Below are 23,445 nucleotides of genomic sequence, written 5' to 3'. Positions count from 1 at the left end.
ACCTGTAATACCATTTTAGCAACATGCTGCGATTTTTCCGCTGCCTCGAAGCACATTGCGAACTGCTTCACGGCACTACAAGCTGCTAAATAAATGGTAGCGGGGACCGGATTTGAACCGATGACCTTCGGGTTATGAGCCCGACGAGCTACCAGACTGCTCCACCCCGCATCAATCTAGGTCGACGATAATAGACACTTAAACTACTGACGTCAAGTGCTGTTTTCGTCTCAGGTGCCAATCCTGATATTCTGGGAAGCTGGCAAACCAGCGAATCAGATGGTGCCGAAGGCGGGACTTGAACCCGCACGACCATACGGTCACTACCCCCTCAAGATAGCGTGTCTACCAATTCCACCACTTCGGCATCAGGGGAGGCTAAAGAAAAGGCGGCTGATTACTCTCCGCTTTCCTCGAGCACTGGCGCGGTATTATCCATACTTGCAGGGCTGTCGTCAAGCGTAGGGATGCTACGCTGCTGCTCGATCAGGCGTGCGTCGGGAATCCCCGCTTCCGGTGCCTGGCCCGCCTGGGTGGCAAAGTATGCCAGCGCCATGGAGGTGACGAAGAAACCGGCTGCCAGCACACCCGTGGTGCGAGAAAGGAAGTTACCGCTACCCCGTGAGCCAAACACCGTTTGCGATGCGCCACCACCGAAGGCAGCCCCCGCTTCAGCGCCTTTACCCTGCTGAAGCAGGATGAGTACTACCAGGGCGACCGCAATCACCACATGAACCATAAGAATTGCAACTTGCATGGCGTTATCCTGCTGACTGACAAATGGCGTAGAAATCGTCGGTTTTAAGCGAGGCACCGCCCACCAAACCGCCGTCGATATCCGGCTGAGCAAGCAGCTCTGCCGCATTACTTGCATTCATGCTGCCGCCGTAAAGCAGTTTCAACTGCTCGGCCAGCGACGCATCGAATCCTGCCTGGTAGGCACGAATACCTGCCATGACTTCCTGAGCCTGCTCCGGCGAGGCCGTGCGCCCGGTACCAATGGCCCAAACAGGCTCGTAGGCAATCACCACCTGACGACGCTGCTCTGGTTCCAGTCGCGCCATGGCATAGCCCACCTGGCGCAGCACGACATCCATGGTCTGACCAGCGTCGCGCTCTTCAAGGGATTCACCAACACATAGAATCGGCGTCAAGCCGACATCCAGAGCGGCCACCAGGCGATTGAATACCTGCTCGTCGCTTTCACGGTAGAGCTGACGGCGCTCGGAGTGGCCCACCAGCACGTAGCCAACGCCAAACTCCTTGAGCATGCGGCCACTGACTTCACCGGTATGCGCCCCGGCGTGCTGAGGATTGAGCGTTTGCGCCCCCAGCTTCAGCGGCGTATCACCAAAGGCCTGACGCGCCATGTCCAGGTAAGGAAAGGGCGGAATAATCACCACCTCGACACCTTCCGGTAGCGTGGCGGAAGCAAACGTTTTACCAAACGACTCGATCAATGCCGCCGAACCGTTCATTTTCCAGTTACCGGCAATCAAGGGCGTGCGCATGGGTAATCCTCAATCCAGGTGGAGCGAAATGGTATAGGAGCCGCCTTGTCAAGACAACCGCTGTGACGCGTCCTGCGTTATTTGCTGGCGTCGTCACCGAGCAGCGCCTGGACCTCCTGGGCCAGCCGATTGGCCAGGCGGTCGACATCCAGATGGGCACGGCCTTCTACCATGACCCGAATCAGTGGCTCCGTCCCCGAGGCGCGCAGCAGCACGCGCCCCTGGTCGCCCAACTCGGTTTCCAGCGCCGCCACGGCTTCCTGCAAGGGTGGAGCTGCCATCACCTGGCGAGCATCGGAGCCGGCCGGTAGCCGCACGTTGACCAGCGACTGGGGGACTTTTTCGAGCCCCTTGAGCAGGGTTGGCAGCGGCTTCTGCTCGCGAACCATCAAGGCCAGCACCTGCAGCGCGGACACGATGCCGTCGCCGGTGCTCTGCACATGGCCACACACGATATGCCCCGAAGCCTCGCCCCCCAGCTCCCAGCCGTTGGCAGCCATCATCTCCATGACGAAGCGGTCGCCCACCTTGGCACGCTGGAAAGGAATACCCAGCCGCTCCAGCGCCATGGCCAGCCCAAAATTGCTCATCAGGGTGCCCACCACACCACCGTCCAGCAGGCCACGCTCGAAACGGTCACGGGCGATCAGATAGAGAATGTCATCGCCATCCACTTCTCGGCCATCGGCATCCACCAGCAGCACACGGTCGCCGTCGCCATCGAAGGCGACGCCCAGATCGGCCCCTTGCTGAATGACCGCGGCACGTAGCGCAGCGGGATGGGTGGACCCCACCTGTTGGTTGATATTCAATCCGTCGGGAGACGCCCCAATCACGCTGACATCGGCCCCCAGCTCGCGGAATACGCTGGGGGCGATATGGTAAGTGGCCCCATGAGCGCAATCCAGCACCACTTTCAGGCCATGCAGGCTCAGCCTGTCCGGCAGCGTGGATTTACAGAACTCGATATAGCGGCCCGCCGCATCGTCGATACGCGTCGCCTTGCCCAGCTGCGCGGCCTCGGCCGTGGTCAGCGGCGCTTCCAGCATGGCTTCGATACGGTCTTCGATCTCATCGGGCAACTTCTTGCCTTCGGCAGAGAAAAACTTGATGCCGTTGTCATCGAAGGGGTTGTGCGAGGCTGAAATGACGATCCCGGCATCCGCGCGGAAGGTGCGCGTCAGGTAGGCAATACCCGGCGTGGGCATCGGCCCCAACAGCGCCACGTCCACCCCAGCAGCAGACAGCCCCGCTTCCAGCGCCGACTCGAACATATAGCCGGAAATACGCGTATCCTTACCGATCAACACCCGGGTGCGGCCTTTTTCGCGACGCAACACCTGCCCGGCGGCCCAGCCCAGCTTGAGCATGAAATCGGCCGTAATGGGCGCTTGCCCTACCGTGCCACGAATTCCGTCAGTGCCAAAATAACGACGCGTCATGTTACAGCTCCTTCTTCACGAACGGCTCACAGCCTTCTTGCAGTACGGCCCAGGCCATATTCACGGCATCCACCGTGGGCCCTACGTCGTGCACCCGAATCACTTTGGCTCCGCGCTCCACCGCCATGCCAGCTAGCGCCAGCCCTCCCGCCAGGCGCTCTTCCACAGGACGGCCCAGCACTTTACCAATCATGCTCTTGCGCGACATACCCACCAGCAGCGGCAGGCCCAACTCGTTCAGCGAGGCCATGTGCTTCAGCAGCTGCAGGTTATGCTCGACGGTTTTGCCAAAGCCAAAACCGGGGTCCAGCAGCAGCCGATGACGACGCAGCCCCACCGCTTCGCAGGCCGCGATCCGCTCCGCCAGGTAGGCCGCCACGGCCTGCTCCACCGGCACATCGTAGCCAGGCGAGTGCTGCATATCCTGCGGCTCACCCTGGCGATGCATCAGACATACCGGCAGGCCACTACTGGCCGCCGCCATCAGAGCGCCATCGCGCTCCAGGGCACGCACATCGTTGATCATGCCCGCTCCCAGCGCGCTCACCTCACGCATGACCAGGGCGCTGCTGGTGTCCACCGACACCAGCGCATCCAGCTCACGCACCAGCGCCTCTACCACCGGAGCCACCCGGTCCAGCTCCTGCTGTTCGGTGACCGGCGTGGCACCTGGGCGGGTCGACTCTCCCCCCACATCGATCATCGCCGCGCCTTCCGCCAGCATGCGCTCGGCATGGCGCAGCGCATCATCGAGGGCCACATGCTGCCCACCGTCGGAAAACGAGTCCGGGGTAACGTTCAATATGCCCATCACCCGTGGAAACGAGAGATCGAGCGAATGGCGACCACAGCGCAGGTGAAACGCATCTTCCGGGACGTGCGGAGCCGAGATAGGGTCAACGATCGGGTTCATCTTGCCGCCTGAAATCAAAAAAATTCACTGTCATTGGCCACAGGATAACAAAAAGGCGCCCCGCTGGGGCGCCTTTGCTGGTTGGCGTGATGGCCTGGCTCAAGAGCCCGCCGACCCACCCAACGGGTCCGAAGGGCGACGACGCGGCTCGTCATCGTCTTCTTCGCTATCGCCTTCCGAGGAAGCTTCAGGCTCTTCTGGTTTCACTTCCGGCTTGTCGCCACCTACCGGAGAGCCGCCACCCGAAGAGTCACCGTCACCCCAGCCTTCCGGCGGGCGAGGGTCACGCCCTTCCATGATGTCTTTCAGCTGATGCGCATCGATGGTCTCGTACTTCATCAGCGCTTCGGCCATGGCATCCAGCTTGTCGCGGTTGTCATGCAAAATCTGGCGAGCCTGTTCGTAGCACTCGTCGATGATCTTGCGCACTTCCTTATCGAGGCGCGTGGTGGTTTCGCCGGACCTCAGCTTGCCGCCACCCTGACCCGGGCCACCAAGGAACTGGTGAGACTCGTCCTCGTCGTACATGATCGGACCCATTTCGTCCGAAAGCCCCCACTTGGCCACCATGTTATGGGCCAGCTCCGTGGCGCGCTTGATGTCGTTGGAAGCACCCGTGGTGACACCGTTGGGCCCAAGCGTCATCTCTTCGGCAATACGACCACCGAACAGTGAGCAGAGCTGGCTGATGATCTGCTGGCGCGACAGGCTGTAACGATCCTCTTCCGGCAGGAACATCGTCACACCCAGAGCGCGGCCACGGGGAATAATCGTGACCTTGTAGACCGGGTCGTGCTCGGGCATGACCAGACCAATGATCGCGTGACCTGCCTCGTGGTAAGCGGTATTGAGCTTCTCTTTATCGGACATGACCATGGATTTGCGCTCGGCGCCCATCATGATCTTGTCCTTGGCCAGCTCAAGCTCTTCCATGCCCACCAGGCGCTTGTTACGACGCGCCGCAAACAGGGCAGCCTCGTTCACCAGGTTGGCCAGGTCGGCACCGGAGAAACCAGGCGTACCACGGGCAATCAGCTGCGGCTTCACGTCATCTGCCAGCGGCACCTTGCGCAGGTGAACGCCCAGAATATGCTCACGGCCACGGATATCCGGCAAGCCCACGGTTACCTGACGGTCGAAGCGGCCCGGGCGCAGCAGCGCGGGGTCGAGTACGTCCGGACGGTTGGTGGCCGCAATCACGATGATGCCTTCGTTGGCCTCGAAGCCGTCCATCTCGACCAGCAGCTGGTTCAGCGTCTGCTCGCGCTCATCGTTACCGCCACCCATGCCGGTGCCACGCGAGCGACCCACGGCATCGATCTCGTCGATGAAGATGATGCAGGGCGCCTGCTTCTTGGCCTGCTCGAACATATCGCGCACGCGGGACGCACCCACGCCCACGAACATCTCGACGAAGTCGGAACCCGAGATGGAGAAGAACGGTACCTTGGCCTCACCGGCAATGGACTTGGCCAGCAGCGTCTTACCGGTACCGGGAGGACCGACCATCAGCACACCACGGGGAATGGTGCCCCCCAGACGCTGGAATTTGCTAGGGTCGCGCAGGAAGTCGACCAGCTCTTCCACCTCTTCCTTGGCCTCGTCACAGCCCGCCACGTCAGCAAAGGTGGTCTTGATCTGGTCTTGTGAGAGCAGCTTGGCCTTCGACTTGCCGAAGCTCATCGGGCCACCCTTGCCGCCACCGGCACCGCCTTGCATCTGGCGCATGAAGAACATGAAGATCGCCAGGATCAGCAGGATCGGGAAACTGGCAATCAGCAGCCGTGTCCAGATGCTTTGCTGCTCCGGCGCCTTGCCGACCACCGTGACATTGTTGCTCAGCAGGTCGTCGATCAGCTTGGGATCTTCTGCGGCAGGGCGGATGGTCTGAAACTGCGAACCATCGGTCCGCTCACCGGTGATGGTATACCCATCGATGGTGACGCTGCGGATCTGCTGATTTTGCACCTGCTGCACAAACTGGGAGTAGTTGGTGCTTTGCGGCGCGCTTTCCGTACTGAAATTGTTGAACACTGTCAGCAGAACGGCCGCGATGACCAACCACAGAATCAGGTTCTTCGCCATATCGTTCAAGGGGCTACCCTCATTACAAGAATCCGTCAGTTAACCGTTAATACTCAGACCTTACACTAGAGTTTAACGTTCAACCATTGCCAAAGCGCATAACGCCCTGGGCCATCTGTGTCACGCTCGTCCAATGTGCATAATGTGACACACCTTACGCCTGCCTGTCTGGCAATCGTGGTGATAAATCGTCGCTATCGTGGCCATGCACGCGGTCACTTGCTAACCGCGAAAGCCTTCGGCCAGAAAATAGACTTCTCGTGAACGGGCCCGTGAAGCATCCGGCTTACGGGTCACGACGCGCTGAAAGCTGCCGCGCAGCTCCTTCAAATAGGTGTCGAAGCCCTCCCCCTGAAATACTTTGACCAGAAAACGCCCCTTGGGCGAGAGCGTTTCACGCGCCAGCTCCAGAGCAAGCTCGACAAGGTACATGGCCTGTGGCTGGTCGATGGCGGCCATCCCACTCATATTGGGGGCCATGTCGGACATAACAAGGTCTACCGGTCGATTTCCCAACCGCTCGAGAATCGCATTGAGTACACGCTCTTCGGTGAAATCGCCCTGAATGAAGTCGACCCCTGCCAGGGCGTCCATCTCCAGAATGTCGGAGGCGATCACGACACCTTCCGGGCCAACCTTTTCGGCGGCGATCTGACTCCATCCGCCGGGCGCTGCCCCCAGGTCGATCACCGTCATGCCATTGCGAAACAGCTTGTCCTTCTCATCCAGCTCCAGCAGTTTGTAGCTTGCCCGGGAGCGGTAGCCATCCTGCCAGCTCTGTTTCACGTACTGGTCGTCGAAATGTTCTTTCTTCCAGTTGTTGCTGGTTTTGCTCACTGAATGTTTACGGCTTGGAGGCTTTTGCTGCATAGGGGCATCTGACGCTGGAATAAGAGATGGGCGCATTGACGGGATTGCTTTCACTTGACGGCATTTCACCGTAAGATGGAACGTTAAGCGCTAACCGGGATACCGCAAGATACCATGAGCTTGTCACAGGCACAAAAGAAAGCATTTCGTAGCATTGGCCACCATTTGAACCCCGTGGTCACCGTTTCTGAGAACGGCGTCTCCGAAAACCTGCTCGCAGAACTCAGCCGCGCGCTCAACGACCACGAGCTGATCAAAGTGAAGCTCGCCCTGCCCGAGCGGGATGATCGCGCCGCGATGATCAACGAGCTGCTGGCTGACAGCAAGGCCGAGCTGGTGCAAACCATCGGCAAGATGGCGCTGCTGTACCGTCGCAACCCCAAGGCCAACCCCAAGCTCTCCAACGTGACCCGCTTCGAGAACCACCACGGGCGGCACTGACGCAGGAGCGTTTGGCTGAGCGGACGCTTGGCTGAACGGATCTGGCGCCCATCATAAAACAGCGCCAGACGAAAAGGCCCGATGCAGGAAACTGCACCGGGCCTTTTTCATGGCGCTAGCGGAACGTGATCAGAGGTGCTCGACACTCTCGATTTCGTACTCCACGTCGCCACCGGGGGTTTTCACCACCACCACGTCGCCCTCTTCCTTGCCGATCAGCGCGCGGGCAATGGGCGATGTCACGGAAATGCGCCCGGCCTTGATGTCCGCTTCGTCTTCACCCACGATGCGGTACGTCACGCTGGCGTCGCTGTCCAGGTTCAGCAGTGACACGGTGACGCCAAAGATCACCTTGCCGGTTTTCGGCAGCTTGGTGACGTCGATCACCTGGGCACCGGAGAGTTTGCTCTCGATTTCCTGAATACGGCCTTCGATGAAGCCTTGCTGTTCGCGCGCAGCGTGGTACTCGGCGTTCTCCTTGAGATCGCCGTGCTCACGCGCTTCGGCGATGGCGGCAATCACCTGAGGGCGAGCTTCGCTCTTCAGATGGTTGAGCTCATCGCGAAGGCTCTTCTCTCCCGCAACCGTCATCGGGACCTTGTTCATTGCGTTGCTCCTGCGTGCAGATCCTGAAGGCGCCGCACCGTAATCTCCCTACCGTACTCCAGCGCCATGCAAACAGCATTAGCGCCCGCCAAGGTGGTCGCATAGGGCACCTTGCGCGCGAGAGCAGTACGGCGAATGATCGAAGAGTCGTTGATTGCCTGACGACCTTCGGTGGTATTCACGATGTAGGCGATTTCGTCGTTCTTCAGCAGATCGACGATATGGGGACGGCCTTCATTGACTTTATTGACGTGCTCCACGGGCAGCCCGGCGGCTTCGAGGGCCGCAGCGGTACCGCGTGTTGCACATAGCGTGAAGCCCAATGTTAGCAGAGAACGAGCCACTTCGATAATCCCCTGCTTGTCCGGCTCGCGTACCGACAGGAACGCCTTGCGGTCTCCTTCCAGTGCCGGAATCGCCTCACCCGCGCCCAGCTGCGCCTTGAAGAAGGCTTCGGCGAAGGTATCGCCCGAGCCCATGACTTCACCGGTGGACTTCATTTCCGGCGAGAGGATCGGGTCCACGCCCTGGAACTTGTTGAACGGGAAAACGGCCTCCTTGACGCTATAGAAGTGCGGCACGATTTCACGCTCGAAGCCCTGTTCCACCAGAGTCTTGCCGGCCATGCAGCGGGCGGCAATCTGCGCCAGCGAGGTGCCGATGCACTTGGAAACGAAAGGCACGGTACGCGAAGCACGCGGGTTGACCTCGATCACGTAGATCTCGCCATCCTGCCAGGCCAGCTGTACGTTCATCAGGCCTTTCACGCCCAGCTCGACGGCCATTTTCTTGACCTGTGCGCGCATCTCGTCCTGCACGTCGGCGGGCAGCGAGTAGGGTGGCAGCGCACAGGCAGAGTCGCCAGAGTGAACGCCTGCCTGCTCGACGTGCTGCATGATGCCGCCGATGACCACCTGCTGACCATCGGAGACCGCGTCGATGTCTACTTCCACTGCCGCACTGAGGAAGTGATCCAGCAGCACCGGCGAGTCGTTGGAGACCTTGACCGCGTTGGTCATGTAGTTTTCGAGCTCGGAGGCGTCGTAGACGATCTCCATGGCACGGCCACCCAGCACATAGCTGGGACGCACGACCAGCGGGTAGCCGATCTTCTCGGCCCCGGTGAAGGCTTCTTCGAAGCTGCGGGCCGTGGCGTTGGGCGGCTGCTTCAGGCCGAGCTTGTCGATCATCACCTGGAAGCGCTCGCGGTCTTCGGCGCGGTCGATGGCATCCGGCGTGGTACCGATGATCGGCACGCCTGCCGCTTCCAGCTCACGAGCCAGCTTCAGCGGCGTCTGGCCGCCGAACTGGACGATGACGCCCACCGGCTTCTCCTTGTCGGCGATTTCCAGCACGTCTTCCAGCGTCACCGGCTCGAAGTAGAGGCGGTCGGAGGTGTCGTAGTCGGTGGAGACGGTTTCCGGGTTGCAGTTGACCATGATGGTTTCATAGCCGTCGTCGCGCATGGCGAAGGCGGCGTGCACGCAGCAGTAGTCGAACTCGATACCCTGGCCGATACGGTTCGGGCCACCGCCCAGCACCATGATCTTCTGGCGATCCGACACGTCCGCTTCGCACTCCTCTTCATAGGTGGAGTACATGTAGGCGGTATCGGAAGCAAACTCGGCGGCACAGGTGTCGACGCGCTTATAGACTGGGCGAATCCCTGCTGCCTGACGCGTCTTGCGGAACTCCTTCTCGGAGACGCCCAGCAGCTTCGCCAACCGCGCATCGGAGAAGCCCTTGCGCTTGAGCTGGAACAGCTCACGCGCCGAGAACTCTGCCAAGGCGCGCTTGGATACGGCGGCTTCGGTGAGAATCAGGTCTTCCATTTGCACCAGGAACCAACGGTCGATGTTGGTCAGCGCAAAGATCTCATCCACGCTCATGCCCGCCCGCATGGCGTCGGCGACGAAGAAGATGCGCTCGGCACCCGCTGCCTGCAGCTCGCCCTTGATCTGGGCCATGGCTTCGTCGGTGAACTCGGTGATGATCGGATCGAGGCCGTCGTTGCCGGTTTCCATGCCGCGCAGCGCTTTCTGCAGCGACTCCTGGAAGGTACGCCCAATGGCCATCACCTCGCCCACCGACTTCATCTGGGTGGTCAGGCGGTCGTTGGCCTGGGGGAACTTCTCGAAGGTAAAACGCGGAATCTTGGTGACCACGTAATCGATGGAGGGCTCGAACGAGGCCGGGGTCTGGCCGCCGGTGATGTCGTTCTGCAGCTCGTCCAGGGTGTAGCCCACCGCCAGCTTGGCAGCGATCTTGGCAATCGGGAAACCGGTGGCCTTGGACGCCAGCGCCGAGGAGCGCGACACCCGCGGGTTCATCTCGATCACCACCATGCGACCGGTTTTCGGGTCCATACCGAACTGCACGTTCGACCCCCCGGTTTCCACGCCGATCTCGCGCAGCACGGCCAGAGAGGCGTCGCGCATGATCTGGTACTCTTTATCGGTCAGCGTCTGGGCAGGCGCGACGGTAATCGAGTCACCGGTGTGCACGCCCATGGGGTCGAAGTTTTCGATGGCGCAGACGATGATGCAGTTGTCGTTGCGGTCACGCACCACTTCCATCTCGTACTCTTTCCAGCCCAGCAGCGACTCGTCGATGAGCAGCTCGTGGTTGTTGGAAAGCTCGAACCCACGGGTACAGATCTCTTCGAACTCTTCCTTGTTGTACGCCACGCCGCCGCCGGAGCCGCCCATGGTGTAGGAAGGACGAATGATGGTCGGAAAGCCCAGCTCCGCCTGAATCTCCCAGGCCTCGTCCATGGTGTGCGCCACTTTGGCCTTGGGGCACTCCAGGCCGATGTTCTTCATCGCCTTGTCGAACAGGTCGCGGTCTTCGGCCTTGTTGATGGCATCGGCGTTGGCACCGATCATCTCGACGCCGTACTTGGCCAGCACGCCGTGCTTGTCGAGGTCCAGCGCGCAGTTCAGCGCCGTCTGGCCGCCCATGGTGGGCAGAATCACATCCGGGCGCTCGGCTTCGATGATCTTCTCTACCGCCTGCCAGGTGATCGGCTCGATGTAGGTGGCATCGGCCATGGCCGGGTCGGTCATGATGGTGGCCGGGTTGGAGTTCACCAGAATGACCCGGTAGCCCTCCTCGCGCAGCGCTTTACAGGCTTGGGCGCCGGAGTAGTCGAATTCGCAGGCCTGGCCGATGACGATCGGACCAGCGCCAATGATGAGAATGCTGTTGATATCGGTACGCTTAGGCATAACGGTTCCCGCAAAAAGTGGTGGCGATGAGCATCGAGGCGACGTAACTGGGCAATGAGCGGCAGCGCGGCTGACTTAGCGGCGCGCCTGCATCATCGCGATGAAGCGATCGAACAACGGCGCTACATCGCGCGGGCCGGGGCTGGCTTCCGGGTGGCCCTGGAAGCTGAAGGCCGGGCGGTCGGTGCGCTCGATTCCCTGCAAGGTGCCGTCGAACAGCGAACGGTGCGTGGCGCGCACGTTGCTGGGCAGGGAGGCTTCATCGGCGGCAAAGCCATGGTTCTGGCTGGTGATCATCACCGTACCGGTGTCCAGGTCTTGAACCGGGTGGTTGGCGCCGTGGTGGCCGTGGCCCATCTTGACGGTTTTCGCGCCAGAGGCCAGCGCCAGCAGCTGGTGGCCCAGGCAGATACCAAACACCGGGGTGTCGGTTTCCAGCACTTCCTGGATCGCCTTGATGGCGTAATCGCAGGGCTCGGGGTCGCCGGGGCCGTTGGCCAGGAAGACACCGTCCGGGTTCATGGCCAGCACGTCTGCTGCAGGGGTTTGCGCAGGCACCACCGTCAAGCGGCAGCCACGGGCCGCCAGCATGCGCAGGATGTTGAATTTCACGCCGTAATCGAAGGCCACCACATGGTAGGGGCGCTCACCCTGGCTGGCATCCGCGTAACCTTCGCCCAGGGTCCACTCGCCTTCCGACCACTCATAGGCCTCCTTGCAGGAGACTTCTTTCGCCAGGTCCATGCCCTTCAGGCCCGGAAACGCCTTCGCCGCCGCCAGCGCACGCTCGACGGCATCATCACCTTCGGCCTCGGCACCTGCCAGAATCGCCCCGTTCTGGGCGCCCTTGTCACGCAGAATGCGCGTCAGGCGGCGGGTATCGATATCGGCAATGCCCAGCACGTTCTGGCTGACCAGATAATCGGAAAGGTTCTGTTCGGAACGGAAGCTGCTGGCCAGCAGGGGGAGATCACGAATCACCAGGCCCGCCGCCGCAATGGACGCGGACTCGATGTCTTCGGAATTGATGCCGGTATTGCCGATATGCGGGTAGGTCAGGGTGACGATCTGGCGGGTATAAGAGGGGTCGGTGAGAATTTCCTGATAGCCGGTCATGGCTGTATTGAACACCACCTCACCGCTCGTGATTCCCTCCGCGCCGATGGCCGTTCCATGAAACACACTGCCATCTTCCAGGGCCAATATCGCGGGTTTGCTCAATGCGGGGTTATTCAAAACACGTTCTCCCATGCTGGTGGGAGCCTGTGGGCGCAGGCTCGGCGATCCGGTTACGGCGTTTGCGTACAAACGTCGGGTCGTAAAAAAGCGGGACGAAGCCGACAATAAAAAAATCGGTTTCATCCCGCTTGTTGTTCTCTTTCCGTGGCCTTCATAACGGTGTTGGCCATGGCGCAGCATGTCGCTGACTACTTTTCCCACTTGACGACCAGTGCAACAAGCGCGGTGCTCTTTCGACAGCCTGGTGCTTGACTGCCGATATGGTGCTGCTTTTTGCAGCCACTGGGCCAAAATTTTTGGAATGTTACAGCATTTAGCGCACCAGGGCCAGCGTTTTATGCCGACCCTGGTCTAACAAAAGCCAATGGCTCAGCTCAGCGCCAGCACGTCCTGCATGTCATAACGGCCATGCGGCTGAGCGGCCACCCAGCGTGCCGCCCGCACGGCCCCTTTGGCGAAGGTCATGCGGCTGGACGCCTTGTGGGTGATTTCGATGCGCTCGCCTTCGGTGGCGAACATCACCGTGTGCTCACCGACGATATCGCCTGCCCGCACGGTAGCAAAACCGATCTCTTTATCGGTACGCGGGCCACACTGCCCCACGCGCTCGAAAACGCCGTGCTCCTTCAAGGTGCGCCCCAGGCTCTCCGCCACCACTTCGCCCATCTTGATGGCCGTTCCGGACGGCGCATCGACCTTATGGCGGTGGTGAGACTCGATCACTTCGATGTCGTAGCCTTCGTCGCCCAACGCCTTGGCCGCCGTTTCCAGCAGTTTCAGGGTCAGGTTCACGCCGACGCTCATGTTGGGTGCAAATACCATCGCTACGCGGTCGCGGTAGCTGTCCAGCTCGGCCAGCTCGTCATCGTTCATGCCGGTCGTGCCGATCACGATGCGCTTGCCGTGCTCGGCACAAAACGCCAGGTTCGCCAGCGTCACCTTGGGTGCCGTGAAGTCGATCAGCACGTCGAAGTCGTCCACGATGGCCGCCAACGAGTCCACCGCCACCACTCCCCGCTTGCCTACGCCTGCCAGCTCGCCGATATCCGCCCCTGCCAGCGAACTGCCCGGCTCGACGATTCCCCCGGCCAGTTGGGCACCGGCATCCTGTTCTATGGCGTTGACTAACGTGCGGCCCATACGGCCAGCTACGCCCACAATGGCAATTCGGGTCATGGGAACTCCTGTGCGTGTGCCGTTCGGCATCAGCGAGAAACAAAAAAGGTGGCCGCGATTATAGCAGACCACCTGACGGGATGCGGTGCTGACGGAAGCACGGCGGATGGCGCTCAGTTCTCCCAGACGATCTCCAGCGGCTCATCTTTCGCCATGCGCACCAGATGGCTTTCCACCACGCCTTCCAGCTGGTCCAGATGCTCTTCTTCGAGGGTTTCGATGGAGACGACCAGGCGCTCGGGCTCCGCGTGCATCAGGCAGGTGCCGCTGGCAAACACGATCCTGGCGTCCTGTTCACTGTGCTCCACCTCAAGCTTATGCGCCCAGTGTTTACACAGGCGGTTGATCAACCGCGCGCCGGATGGGGTGGCAATTTCTGCTCGGGATAAAGGCATGCGGCTCTCTCCAATTTAATAGAAGTGATTACCTACTAGCCTAATCCTCACAGCGAAAAGAGCCAAGCAGCGAATGAGAATTCCTTGCAACGGTGTGTTCGGCTACTCACTGCCCTTACTATCAAAAGCCGTGGTAATCTCTAACCAAGCCTAAGCAATTTTAGAGACAACAATGACAGATGAGACGCTAAAAAGCCTGACCGCCCTACGGGTAGGCCGCAGCCGAGGCCGACTAGCAGCAAATAAGCCCTGCTTACTGCTGGCGATTATTTGTGAAATCCAAAACGGGCACATTAACACGCCGACGGTTGCCATTGATGACCGGCTACTAGCGCGTTATTTCGATTTGTATGAAGCCGCCACCGGCGACCGTCAGTCGGCTAACCCTCACCTGCCACTTTGGCACCTAAAGGGCGACCAAGGCGTTTCTGGCGCACTTTGGGATCCGGTGTTTGATAGCAGCATCGCTCACGTTGCCAATAGCTTAGGCCAGCCTAAATCGCTTAAGGGCTTAAAGGCACTCTTCACACAGGCAGTGCTAGATAGCGCTCTATTTAGTGCCTTTCAGAATAAACAAATGGCTCATAACGCCAGCGCACTGATCGTGGCTCACTATTTCGCTGAAGACCCTCAGCAGCACGCGCTGAACACCTATTTAGCCAATGCACTAGAGAGCGGCGATTACGAAAAGCACCCCGATAGCTTAGTGGGCAAAGTTAAGGAGACACATCAACAGCAGGCACGCTCAGCCGCTTTTCGCACTCTGGTATTGGAAGCCTACGACTACCGCTGTGCCGCCACTCGTTTGCGCTTTATCACGCCAGACTACCGTTATCTGGTAGAAGCCGCCCACTTAATTCCTTTCTCTCCGAAAGCTACGACGACCGCCCTACAAATGGCTTAGCACTGACGCCCAATTTACACTGGGCGATGGATAACCGATTGATCGCGCCGGGGCCGGACCATAAATGGCATGTCAGCCCAACTCTTGATGACTTTATGCCAGATAACGCATGGCTTCAGCAGTTGCATGGTCAAGCGGTGGTGCTGCCCCGAGCCAAACGCTGGCAGCCCGATCAACAGGCCTTAGCGTGGCGAATGGATCACCTTTTGCGCTGAAGCAGATACAAAAACGCCCCAGCACACTGAAGTGCTGAGGCATTTTACGTAGTGACGCTATACGCCCTTACGGCTTCATCTCTTCAAAGAACTTCTTCACGCTGTCGAAGAAGCCAGTCTTCTTCGGCGAGTGGCTATGACTATTGCTGTCATCAAAGCTCTTTTGCAGCTGGCGAAGCAGGTCTTTCTGCTCGTCGTTGAGATTGACGGGCGTTTCCACCACTACCCTGCACAGCAGGTCGCCGGGGGTGCCGCCACGAACGGGCTTCACGCCTTTGCCGCGCAGGCGGAAGAGCTTGCCGGTTTGGGTTTCCGGTGGGATCTTCAGCTTCACGCGTCCATCCAGCGTCGGCACTTCCAGCTCGCCTCCCAGCGCGGCGTCCACGAAATTGATCGGCACGTCGCACTGCAGGTGTTTGCCGTCGCGGCGGAAGATATGGTGAGGTTTGATGGACACCTGTACGTACAGGTCGCCCGCTGGGCCGCCATTCACGCCGCTTTCGCCTTCGCCATTGAGGCGAATGCGATCACCGGTATCGACACCCGGCGGAATTTTCACCGAGAGAGTGCGGGTTTCGCGTACACGCCCTTCGCCATTACATTTGTGGCACGGCACTTTGATGTGCTGGCCGCTGCCATGGCACGTGGGGCAGGTCTGCTGAACCGCAAAGAAGCCCTGCTGCATGCGTACCTGGCCATGGCCGTGGCACGTGGGGCAGGTTTCCTTGGAGGAGCCTGGCTCGGCACCGCCACCGTCACAGCGGTCACATTCGATATGGCGCGGAACGCGAATATCCACCGTGGTACCGGCCACGGCGCTTTCGAGGTCCAGCTCCAGGTTGTAGCGCAGGTCGGACCCTCGCGCGGGCGCATTGGGGCCCCGCCGACGGCCACCGCCGCCCCCGAAGATGTCGCCGAACACATCGCCAAAAATGTCGCCAAAATCACCGGCTCCGCCGCCGAAGCCGCCGCCACCAAAGCCACCGCCCTGGCCATCCACACCGGCATGACCAAACTGGTCATAGGCGGCGCGCTTTTCGCCGTCGCTCAAGACTTCGTAGGCTTCAGACACCTCACGGAATTTTTCCGCTGCGGTGTTATCGTCCGGGTTTCGATCAGGGTGGAATTTTTGCGCCAGACGGCGATAGGCCTTTTTGATCTCTTTCTGATCGGCCCCTTTTTCGACACCCAGGACTTCGTAATAATCGCGCTTGGACATGGGTCCTACGCCTCCTGGTTAGCTACGCACTATTGGCGTCTCGGCCGCGGAAACAGCAACGCGGGAGTTGCCTCCCGCGTCACCGCTTTCCTTGGCAGAAAGAGGTGGGTTACTGCTTCTTCTGCTCGTCGTTGACTTCTTCGTACTCGGCGTCAACCACGTCGTCGTCCTGCTTGGCGTTGGTGCTTTCCGCGCCTTCTGCGCCCGCCTGCTGGGCAGCGTCTGCCTGCTCGGCGTACATCTTCTGCGCCAGCTGGCCGGAGGCTTCGGTCAGCGCATCCAGTTTCTTCTGGATGTTGTCCTGGTCATCGGTCTTGACCGCTTCTTCCAGTTCGGCGATGGCCGTCTCGATGGCTTGTTTCTCGTCATCGGTGGCCTTGTCACCTGCTTCCTGCACGGTCTTGCGGGTGGCGTGAATCATGCCGTCCGCCTGGTTGCGCAGTTGCACCAGCGCTTCGAACTTCCTGTCTTCGTCGGCGTGGGCTTCGGCGTCGCGAACCATCTGCTCGATCTCTTCTTCCGTCAGGCCGCTGGACGCCTTGATCACGATGGACTGCTCTTTGCCCGTCGCCTTGTCCTTGGCCGATACGTTCAGGATACCGTTGGCATCCAGATCGAAAGCCACTTCGATTTGCGGTACGCCACGCGGTGCCGGCGGAATGTCGGAGAGGTCGAAACGACCCAGCGACTTGTTCTGCGACACTTGCTTGCGCTCGCCCTGCACGACGTGAATGGTCACCGCCGTCTGGTTGTCATCCGCCGTCGAGAAGGTTTGAGTCTTCTTGGTGGGGATGGTGGTGTTCTTGTCGATCAGCGGCGTCATGACGCCACCCATGGTTTCGATACCCAGGGTCAACGGCGTGACGTCCAGCAGCAGAACGTCTTTCACGTCGCCGCCCAGTACGCCACCCTGAATTGCGGCACCTACGGCGACGGCTTCATCGGGATTGACGTCTTTACGGGCTTCTTTACCGAAGAAGTCTGCCGCTTTCTTCTGAACCATCGGCATGCGAGTCTGGCCGCCGACCAGGATCACTTCGTCGATTTCAGACGCGGACAGGCCAGCATCTTTCAGAGCCGTTTTGCATGGCTCGAGAGAGCGCTGCACCAGGTCTTCTACCAGCGACTCCAGCTTGGCACGAGTCACCTTGACGTTCAGGTGTTTCGGGCCTGTGTTGTCTGCCGTGATGTACGGCAGGTTGACGTCGGTCTGCTGAGCGCTGGAAAGCTCGATCTTGGCTTTCTCGGCGGCTTCCTTCAGGCGCTGCATGGCCAGGTTGTCGCCCGACAGATCAATGCCGCTGTCGGTTTTAAACTGGTCGACCAGGTAGTTGATCAGCGCCAGGTCGAAATCTTCACCGCCCAGGAAGGTGTCACCGTTGGTGGCCAGTACTTCGAACTGGGTTTCACCGTCAACGTCGGCGACTTCGATGATGGAGATATCGAAGGTACCGCCGCCCAGGTCGTAGACCGCGATGGTCTTGTCACCACGCGACTTGTCCATGCCGTAGGCAAGCGCTGCGGCAGTCGGCTCGTTGATGATGCGCTTGACGTCCAGACCGGCAATACGGCCCGCATCCTTGGTGGCCTGACGCTGGCTGTCGTTGAAGTAGGCCGGTACGGTGATGACCGCTTCGGTCACCGGCTCGCCGAGGTAGTCTTCGGCGGTCTTCTTCATCTTCTTCAGCACTTCGGCGCTGACCTGCGGGGGAGCCATCTTCTTGCCTTTGACTTCTACCCACGCGTCACCGTTGTCGGCTTCGGCAATCTTGTACGGCACCATCTTGATGTCTTTTTGAACGACGTCGTCCTTGAAACGACGACCGATCAGACGCTTGATGGCGTAAAGGGTGTTTTCCGGGTTGGTCACGGCCTGACGCTTGGCCGCCTGACCTACCAGGGTTTCGCCGTCATCGGTGTAGGCAATGATGGAAGGCGTGGTACGACCGCCTTCGGCGTTTTCAATGACTTTAGCGCTGTCACCATCGAGCACGGCTACACAAGAGTTTGTGGTGCCCAGGTCGATACCAATAATGCGTCCCATAGCAAAAACCTCGAATTCGGTTGAAACAAAAAACTAGTGGTTTACGCCGTCAAAACTGTTTAAGGCGTTTGCGAGCATTCTCGCGGGTTGCCCTTTATTTGGGGGCCGGCTGGCGCATTTCAAGGGCTTTTTTCTGCAATGCGTCATCGGATTAACCGGCTTTCTGGCTGACCACCACCATCGCGGGACGCACCAGACGGCCATTCAGGGAGTAGCCCTTCTGCATGACGTCCATTACCGTATTGGGCTCCAGCTCGGGATTGGGCACCATGGCCATGGCTTCATGCATCTGCGGGTCGAAGGGCTCGCCCTGGGGCTCGATGCTTTCGACGCCAAACTTGGCCAGCACGTCCAGCTGCATCTTCAGGGTCATGGAGACGCCTTCGCGATGCACGTCGGAAGCGTCTTGCTGCATGCTTTCCAGGGCTTTCTCCAGGCTGTCCACCACGGGCAGCAGCTCCTTGACGAACTTCTCCAGCGCAAACTTGCGCGCCTTCTCGGCCTCTTGCTCGGCGCGACGGCGCACGTTCTGTGCTTCAGCGGCGGCGCGCAGGGCCTGGTCCTTGGCCTGGGCCAGGCTCTGCTCCAGCTCTTCTACCCGGGCGGCCAGCACGTCGGCTTCAGGGTTACCTATGTTTGCGTCCGCCACCGGCTCGTCGTCGATCAGCCCTTCCAGCTCACCTTCTACCAGGCGCTCTTCTGCCGTTGGCTCCGTGACTTCGGCTTCCTGCTCCTGACGCGCCAGCTCTTCATCCAACGGGGTTTGCGGTTCTTTAGCCATGCCTTGCTCCTGAAATACGTAGCGGTGCCGTTGGCGGCCACCTGAGTTGATTCGCGGGATTTAGACCACGGATAAAAGCTATATGGGGGCCATCGAAGCCATCTCAAGAGGGGCATTGAAGTGAGTTATCGACTACTGTATAAAACAACAATTATTGGATAAGTATCCAGCACTCGGGATGCACCGCCTCAGGAGGCCTCATGCTGACACAGCTAGCGATCCAGGATTACGCGATTGTTGACCGCCTTGAACTCGACCTCAGCCGTGGCATGACCGCCATCACGGGGGAAACCGGGGCGGGTAAATCCATACTGCTGGGCGCGCTAGGGCTCTGCCTGGGCGAGCGCGCCGACGCAGGCAGCGTGCGCCACGGCTGCGAGCGCACCGACCTTTCCGCCCGCTTCGACATTCAACACCTGCCCGCCGCCATCGAGTGGCTGCAGGCCCGGGAACTGCCTACCGACGAGTGCCTGTTACGCCGCGTCGTTACCGCCAGCGGGCGCTCCAAAGCATGGATCAACGGCCACCCGGCCACCATTGCCGACCTGAAATCGCTGGGCGAACAGCTGATTCAAATTCATGGCCAGCACGCCCACCAGGCGCTCATGCGCGAAGAAACCCACCTGGCGCTACTGGATGACTACGCCGGGCTTCGTGAGCGCAGCCAGCAGCTGGCCGAGACTTACCGTGAATGGCGCAATGCCCGTCGTCGGTTGAAAAAGCTCAGTGAAGAGGGCAGCGAGGTAGAGGCCAAGCGCCAGCTGCTGCGCTATCAGGTGGAAGAGCTCGACCAGCTGGGCCTCGCCGAAGGCGAACTGCAAACCCTGGAAGAAGAGCAACACACGCTGGCCCACGCGGAAGAGACCCTGCGAGAAACCCAGTTTGCCGCCGACTGCTGTGAAAACGATGAGGGCGGTGCGCTGTCGTTGCTGAACCAGGCCTACGCACACTTGAGCGCCCTGCCCGGCAGCGATAAGGGCACGCTGGCCAACACCCTGGCCATGCTCAGCGATGCGCGCATTCAGGTAGAAGAAGCCGCCAGCGAGCTGCAGCGCCTGGCCAGCACCACCGAACTGGACCCCGAGCGACTGGCCTGGGTCGAGGAGCGCATGGGCGACGTGCACCGCATTGCGCGCAAGCACCATGTCGCCCCGGAAGAAATCTGCGCCCTGCATGCCCAGCTACGTCAGGAAGTGGCGCAACTGGAAGCCAGTGACGATGACCTGGAAGCCCTGAGCAGCCAGGTGGCCGACTACCGGGAGCGCTACCGCAGCAATGCCAAGCTGCTCAGTGAAGCTCGCCAAAAGGCGGCGGTGCGGCTAGGCAAGGAAGTTCAGCAGCAGCTGGCCTTTCTGGCCATGGGCAAGGCGCGTTTCGATGTCGACGTTACCCCTCGCGACACGCCCACCCCAGAAGGGCTGGATCACGTCCAGTTCCTGATCAGCGCCAACCCTGGCCAGCCTGCGCGCCCGCTGGCGAAAGTGGCATCCGGCGGTGAACTGTCGCGTATCAGTTTGGCCATTCAGGTCGTGGCGGCCTCGCACTCTACCATTCCCAGCCTGGTCTTCGATGAAGTGGACGTGGGCATTTCCGGTGCGACGGCCGAAATCGTCGGCCAGCTGCTGCGCAAGCTGGGCGAAAACGGCCAGGTGATGACCGTGACCCACCTGCCGCAGGTGGCCGCCCAGGCACATCAGCATCTGCACATCGAAAAACGCGCCAAACGCGATACCACTCTGACCCATATGGCACTGCTGGATGAGCGAGGCCGCATCAGCGAGCTGGCCCGCATGCTGGGCGGAGTCACGCTTTCCGACCAGACCCTGGCCCATGCCCGTGAGATGCTGCACGCCAGCCAGCGCCCTCCTCACTAGGCTCAACCAAACTCAACCAAACTCACGCCAAGCCTTTGCCCTTCGCCGGGTGAAGGCAGCGCCTTTCATCCACATCTTGCCTAAAAAAACGCCCCTGGGGCGCCAGACAGTCATCTCTGGCACCCCAGGGGCGTTTTCATGTAGCAGCGGACTACTTGCGGTTCGTGGGGCCACTGTCCTGGCGCGTGACGTCCGACCCACGGGGGCGTACGTACAGCACCAGAGCGTGGTCCACTAGCTCGTAGCCGTGCTCTTCGGCGATCTCTTGCTGGCGACGCTCGATGATGTCATCGACGAACTCGATGATTTCACCGCTTTCCAGACACACCATGTGGTCATGGTGGTCTTCTTGGGTCATCTCGAAGACCGCATGGCCACCGTCGAAATTGTGACGAATCACAAGGCCTGCCGACTCGAACTGAGTCAGCACGCGGTAGACGGTCGCCAGACCAACATCCTCGCCCGCATCAATCAGTGTTTTATACACTTCTTCTGCGCTAAGGTGGTGTTGGCCCGAAGCATTTTCGAGAATCTGCAGGATCTTGACGCGCGGCAGGGTCACTTTCAGCCCGGCTTTGCGTAGTTCATGGTTCTGATCGGCCATGGTTGCTCTTCGCAGTAACAGGTTAGGTCGGGTATCATCGACCGAAACCACGATAGTGAAGAACAGGCTCAAATGCAAAAATTGACTCGTATCATTACTCTTTCCGTTGCCCTGACCGTCGTTAGCGGCTGCAGTTACGTCGGCGTGTACAAGCGCGACATCCCTCAGGGCAACCTGGTCACCCAGGAGATGGTCAGCCAGCTCCAGCCGGGCATGACCCAGGAACAGGTTACCTATGTGATGGGCAGGCCGCTGCTGGAAGCGCCCTTCGATGCCCGCCAGTGGGACTATGTATACCGCCTCGATAAAGCGTACGGGGGCGTGGAACAGCGTCGCGTCACGCTCACCTTCGATAACGCTGGCCGACTGGTGAACGTCGAGCAGCAAGGCGACCTTTCTGGCGACCTGCCGGTCAGCTCTGACCGTGGCATGGGGCCTGCCGTCGAAGGCACTGACCCAATGGACAGCATGCAGCCAACCCAGCAGGCCCCCACGCCTGAGACCGCCCCCGAGCCCCAGCCAGTACCGATTGCTCAGTAACGGCTACTGGCCGCTGGCCTGACGTTTGGCCCGCTCCAGGCGGGCCGCCTTGGGGTCGATCTGCAGCGGCCGGTAGACTTCTACCCGGTCGCCTTCGCGCAGCGGCTCCTTATCGGGGTGGCGCAACGCCTTGCCGAAGATGCCCAGCGGCGCCTGCTCGAAGGTCTCGGCGGGCAGTTCCTGAAACAGGCTGGGCAGGTCGGCCATGGCAACGGCTGCTCTGGCAGTGGTGCCGCTGGGTACCTTCAGCGCGACGATACGCTGCTTGTGAGGCAGCGCGAAGGCCACCTCGACGGCAATGTCATCAACGGCCATACAGTTCGTTGGCGCGCTTGGTGAAGGCATCGACCAGTTGCCCGGCGATTTGTTGAAACAGCTTGCCAAACGCCATGCTTAGTAATCGATTGGCGAAAACGAACTCCATTTCCAGACTAACCTTGCAAGCATCATCCCCCATGGGGATAAACAGCCAGCGACCTTTGAGCTGCTTGAAGGGCCCTTTGACCAGCGAAAGCTCGATCCGCTCTGGAGCATGCAGGTCGTTGCGCGTAGTGATGGTTTGCTCGACCCCCGCCCGGCCCAGGGTCATTTCTCCGACCAGATGTAGCTCGTCTCTCTCCAGCAAACGCGCGCGGCGGCATCCCGGCAGAAACTCGGGATAGCGTTCGAAGTCATTGACCAGGTCGAACATTTGCTGGGGGGTATGGCGCACCAAAGCGGTACGATTGACGGTTGGCATTGACCTCTCCGCTGACTTCACAGTGCCCAAAGCGTATCATGGGAAATTATAGTTACAGACCTTGAATAGTATCACGCCTCCCCGCATAACGAAGGGGGTCCGCACGACAGATCAACGATGAGGTTCCATGGCCACTAAAACTAAAAAAGGTAACAGCAAGGGCCCCGGCAGCAGCGTGATTGCCCAGAACAAGAAGGCGCGATTTGAATACCATATCGACGAAACCTTCGAAGCGGGTCTGGCACTGGCAGGCTGGGAAGTCAAAAGCATGCGCGCCGGAAAAGCGCAGCTCACCGACACCTATATTGTGATTCGCAACGGCGAAGCATACCTGCTGGGCAGCCATGTGACGCCACTGAACACGGCCAGCACCCACGAAATAGCCGACCCCACCCGCACCCGAAAACTGCTGTTGCACCGTAAGGAGATCGCCAAGATCTTTTCGGTCACGCAGGACAAGGGCCACACCTGTGTACCGCTCAAGCTGTACTGGAAGCGCAACAAGGTGAAGTGCGAGCTGGCGCTGGTGACGGGCAAGAAGATCCATGACAAGCGCGCCACCGAGAAGGACCGCGACTGGAATCGCCAGAAAGGCCGAATTATGCGGGAACATAACAAGG

General features: G+C 60.1%; 23 protein-coding genes and 2 tRNA genes. 6 read left to right on the top strand and 19 right to left on the bottom strand.

The features are described from left to right. Positions 1 to 94 precede the first annotated feature (94 nt). The 8 genes from B7L72_RS07805 to rlmE form a co-directional block, all read right to left on the bottom strand. Positions 95 to 171, bottom strand: a tRNA-Met gene (locus tag B7L72_RS07805). Positions 172 to 280: 109 nt separating this feature from the next. Further along, positions 281 to 367, bottom strand: a tRNA-Leu gene (locus B7L72_RS07800). A gap of 30 nt (positions 368 to 397) precedes the next feature. Further along, positions 398 to 757, bottom strand: coding sequence for a preprotein translocase subunit SecG (gene secG, locus B7L72_RS07795; RefSeq protein ID WP_016915922.1), 360 nt, complete (start codon positions 755 to 757; stop codon positions 398 to 400). 4 nt (positions 758 to 761) lie between these two features. After that, the gene (tpiA, locus tag B7L72_RS07790) at positions 762 to 1,511 is read right to left on the bottom strand and encodes a triose-phosphate isomerase (protein ID WP_016915921.1); all 750 of its coding nucleotides are present in this window, start codon (positions 1,509 to 1,511) and stop codon (positions 762 to 764) included. 77 nt (positions 1,512 to 1,588) lie between these two features. Beyond that, complete coding sequence (gene glmM / locus B7L72_RS07785) at positions 1,589 to 2,953, bottom strand: phosphoglucosamine mutase (RefSeq protein WP_081193552.1); 1,365 nt, start codon at positions 2,951 to 2,953, stop codon at positions 1,589 to 1,591. A gap of 1 nt (position 2,954) precedes the next feature. Continuing rightward, complete coding sequence (gene folP, locus B7L72_RS07780) at positions 2,955 to 3,866, bottom strand: dihydropteroate synthase (RefSeq protein WP_081193550.1); 912 nt, start codon at positions 3,864 to 3,866, stop codon at positions 2,955 to 2,957. A 99-nt stretch (positions 3,867 to 3,965) separates the two neighbouring features. Then, positions 3,966 to 5,960: an ATP-dependent zinc metalloprotease FtsH gene (ftsH, locus tag B7L72_RS07775; protein WP_081193548.1), complete on the bottom strand. Its 1,995-nt coding sequence runs from the start codon at positions 5,958 to 5,960 to the stop codon at positions 3,966 to 3,968. 213 nt (positions 5,961 to 6,173) lie between these two features. Next, positions 6,174 to 6,821: a 23S rRNA (uridine(2552)-2'-O)-methyltransferase RlmE gene (gene rlmE / locus B7L72_RS07770; protein WP_016915917.1), complete on the bottom strand. Its 648-nt coding sequence runs from the start codon at positions 6,819 to 6,821 to the stop codon at positions 6,174 to 6,176. A gap of 114 nt (positions 6,822 to 6,935) precedes the next feature. Between rlmE and yhbY the strand changes: the two genes are divergently transcribed. Continuing rightward, on the top strand, positions 6,936 to 7,262 hold the full coding sequence (gene yhbY / locus B7L72_RS07765; protein WP_016915916.1) for a ribosome assembly RNA-binding protein YhbY: 327 nt from the start codon (positions 6,936 to 6,938) through the stop codon (positions 7,260 to 7,262). A 129-nt stretch (positions 7,263 to 7,391) separates the two neighbouring features. Here the strand turns inward: yhbY and greA are convergent, their stop codons facing one another. The 5 genes from greA to B7L72_RS07740 form a co-directional block, all read right to left on the bottom strand. Beyond that, positions 7,392 to 7,868, bottom strand: a complete 477-nt coding sequence (gene greA, locus B7L72_RS07760; protein ID WP_039181387.1) for a transcription elongation factor GreA — start codon at positions 7,866 to 7,868, stop codon at positions 7,392 to 7,394. After that, positions 7,865 to 11,095, bottom strand: coding sequence for a carbamoyl-phosphate synthase large subunit (gene carB / locus B7L72_RS07755; RefSeq protein ID WP_081193546.1), 3,231 nt, complete (start codon positions 11,093 to 11,095; stop codon positions 7,865 to 7,867). Before carB ends, greA begins: the two co-directional genes overlap by 4 nt. Before the next feature lie 75 nt (positions 11,096 to 11,170). Further along, positions 11,171 to 12,316: a glutamine-hydrolyzing carbamoyl-phosphate synthase small subunit gene (gene carA / locus B7L72_RS07750; RefSeq protein ID WP_176212854.1), complete on the bottom strand. Its 1,146-nt coding sequence runs from the start codon at positions 12,314 to 12,316 to the stop codon at positions 11,171 to 11,173. A gap of 387 nt (positions 12,317 to 12,703) precedes the next feature. Further along, positions 12,704 to 13,510: a 4-hydroxy-tetrahydrodipicolinate reductase gene (gene dapB / locus B7L72_RS07745; RefSeq protein WP_081193544.1), complete on the bottom strand. Its 807-nt coding sequence runs from the start codon at positions 13,508 to 13,510 to the stop codon at positions 12,704 to 12,706. 113 nt (positions 13,511 to 13,623) lie between these two features. Further along, positions 13,624 to 13,905, bottom strand: a complete 282-nt coding sequence (locus B7L72_RS07740; protein ID WP_081193542.1) for a DUF2218 domain-containing protein — start codon at positions 13,903 to 13,905, stop codon at positions 13,624 to 13,626. Between the two features lie 172 nt (positions 13,906 to 14,077). On the opposite strand from B7L72_RS07740, the gene B7L72_RS07735 reads away from it, so the two are divergent. Together B7L72_RS07735 and B7L72_RS19095 are read left to right on the top strand one after the other, a co-directional pair. Continuing rightward, complete coding sequence (locus B7L72_RS07735; protein ID WP_081193540.1) at positions 14,078 to 14,809, top strand: hypothetical protein; 732 nt, start codon at positions 14,078 to 14,080, stop codon at positions 14,807 to 14,809. Then, positions 14,695 to 15,024, top strand: a complete 330-nt coding sequence (locus B7L72_RS19095; RefSeq protein WP_446718561.1) for an HNH endonuclease — start codon at positions 14,695 to 14,697, stop codon at positions 15,022 to 15,024. The genes B7L72_RS07735 and B7L72_RS19095 overlap by 115 nt, the downstream gene beginning before the upstream one ends. Positions 15,025 to 15,091: 67 nt before the next feature. Here B7L72_RS19095 and dnaJ read toward each other — a convergent pair whose 3' ends face one another. From dnaJ to grpE, 3 genes are all read right to left on the bottom strand, one after another. Further along, positions 15,092 to 16,243: a molecular chaperone DnaJ gene (dnaJ, locus tag B7L72_RS07730; protein ID WP_081193538.1), complete on the bottom strand. Its 1,152-nt coding sequence runs from the start codon at positions 16,241 to 16,243 to the stop codon at positions 15,092 to 15,094. Positions 16,244 to 16,352: 109 nt separating this feature from the next. After that, complete coding sequence (dnaK, locus tag B7L72_RS07725; protein ID WP_081193537.1) at positions 16,353 to 18,287, bottom strand: molecular chaperone DnaK; 1,935 nt, start codon at positions 18,285 to 18,287, stop codon at positions 16,353 to 16,355. A gap of 151 nt (positions 18,288 to 18,438) precedes the next feature. Further along, complete coding sequence (gene grpE, locus B7L72_RS07720) at positions 18,439 to 19,068, bottom strand: nucleotide exchange factor GrpE (RefSeq protein WP_081193535.1); 630 nt, start codon at positions 19,066 to 19,068, stop codon at positions 18,439 to 18,441. A 200-nt stretch (positions 19,069 to 19,268) separates the two neighbouring features. Between grpE and recN the strand changes: the two genes are divergently transcribed. Continuing rightward, a complete protein-coding gene (gene recN / locus B7L72_RS07715; protein WP_081193533.1) occupies positions 19,269 to 20,942 on the top strand; it encodes a DNA repair protein RecN in 1,674 nt (557 codons plus the stop codon). A gap of 151 nt (positions 20,943 to 21,093) precedes the next feature. Here recN and fur read toward each other — a convergent pair whose 3' ends face one another. After that, positions 21,094 to 21,546, bottom strand: coding sequence for a ferric iron uptake transcriptional regulator (gene fur, locus B7L72_RS07710; RefSeq protein WP_016915905.1), 453 nt, complete (start codon positions 21,544 to 21,546; stop codon positions 21,094 to 21,096). Between the two features lie 72 nt (positions 21,547 to 21,618). On the opposite strand from fur, the gene B7L72_RS07705 reads away from it, so the two are divergent. Continuing rightward, positions 21,619 to 22,086, top strand: a complete 468-nt coding sequence (locus B7L72_RS07705) for an outer membrane protein assembly factor BamE (protein WP_016915904.1) — start codon at positions 21,619 to 21,621, stop codon at positions 22,084 to 22,086. A 3-nt stretch (positions 22,087 to 22,089) separates the two neighbouring features. Here the strand turns inward: B7L72_RS07705 and B7L72_RS07700 are convergent, their stop codons facing one another. Both B7L72_RS07700 and B7L72_RS07695 read right to left on the bottom strand, forming a co-directional pair. Next, positions 22,090 to 22,401, bottom strand: a complete 312-nt coding sequence (locus B7L72_RS07700; protein WP_016915903.1) for an RnfH family protein — start codon at positions 22,399 to 22,401, stop codon at positions 22,090 to 22,092. Then, entirely contained in the window at positions 22,391 to 22,825 is a 435-nt protein-coding gene (locus tag B7L72_RS07695; protein ID WP_016915902.1) for a type II toxin-antitoxin system RatA family toxin, read from the bottom strand. Before B7L72_RS07695 ends, B7L72_RS07700 begins: the two co-directional genes overlap by 11 nt. A gap of 127 nt (positions 22,826 to 22,952) precedes the next feature. Between B7L72_RS07695 and smpB the strand changes: the two genes are divergently transcribed. Next, positions 22,953 to 23,445 (top strand): SsrA-binding protein SmpB (smpB, locus tag B7L72_RS07690; RefSeq protein WP_081193531.1); only part of this gene is annotated, 493 nt, incomplete at its 3' end.

The sequence above is a fragment of the Halomonas sp. BC1 genome, assembly GCF_002078135.1.
GTDB lineage: Bacteria > Pseudomonadota > Gammaproteobacteria > Pseudomonadales > Halomonadaceae > Vreelandella > Vreelandella stevensii.
The sequence above is the reverse complement of the archived record's forward strand: the minus strand, read 5'-3'. Positions and strand labels throughout refer to the sequence as shown.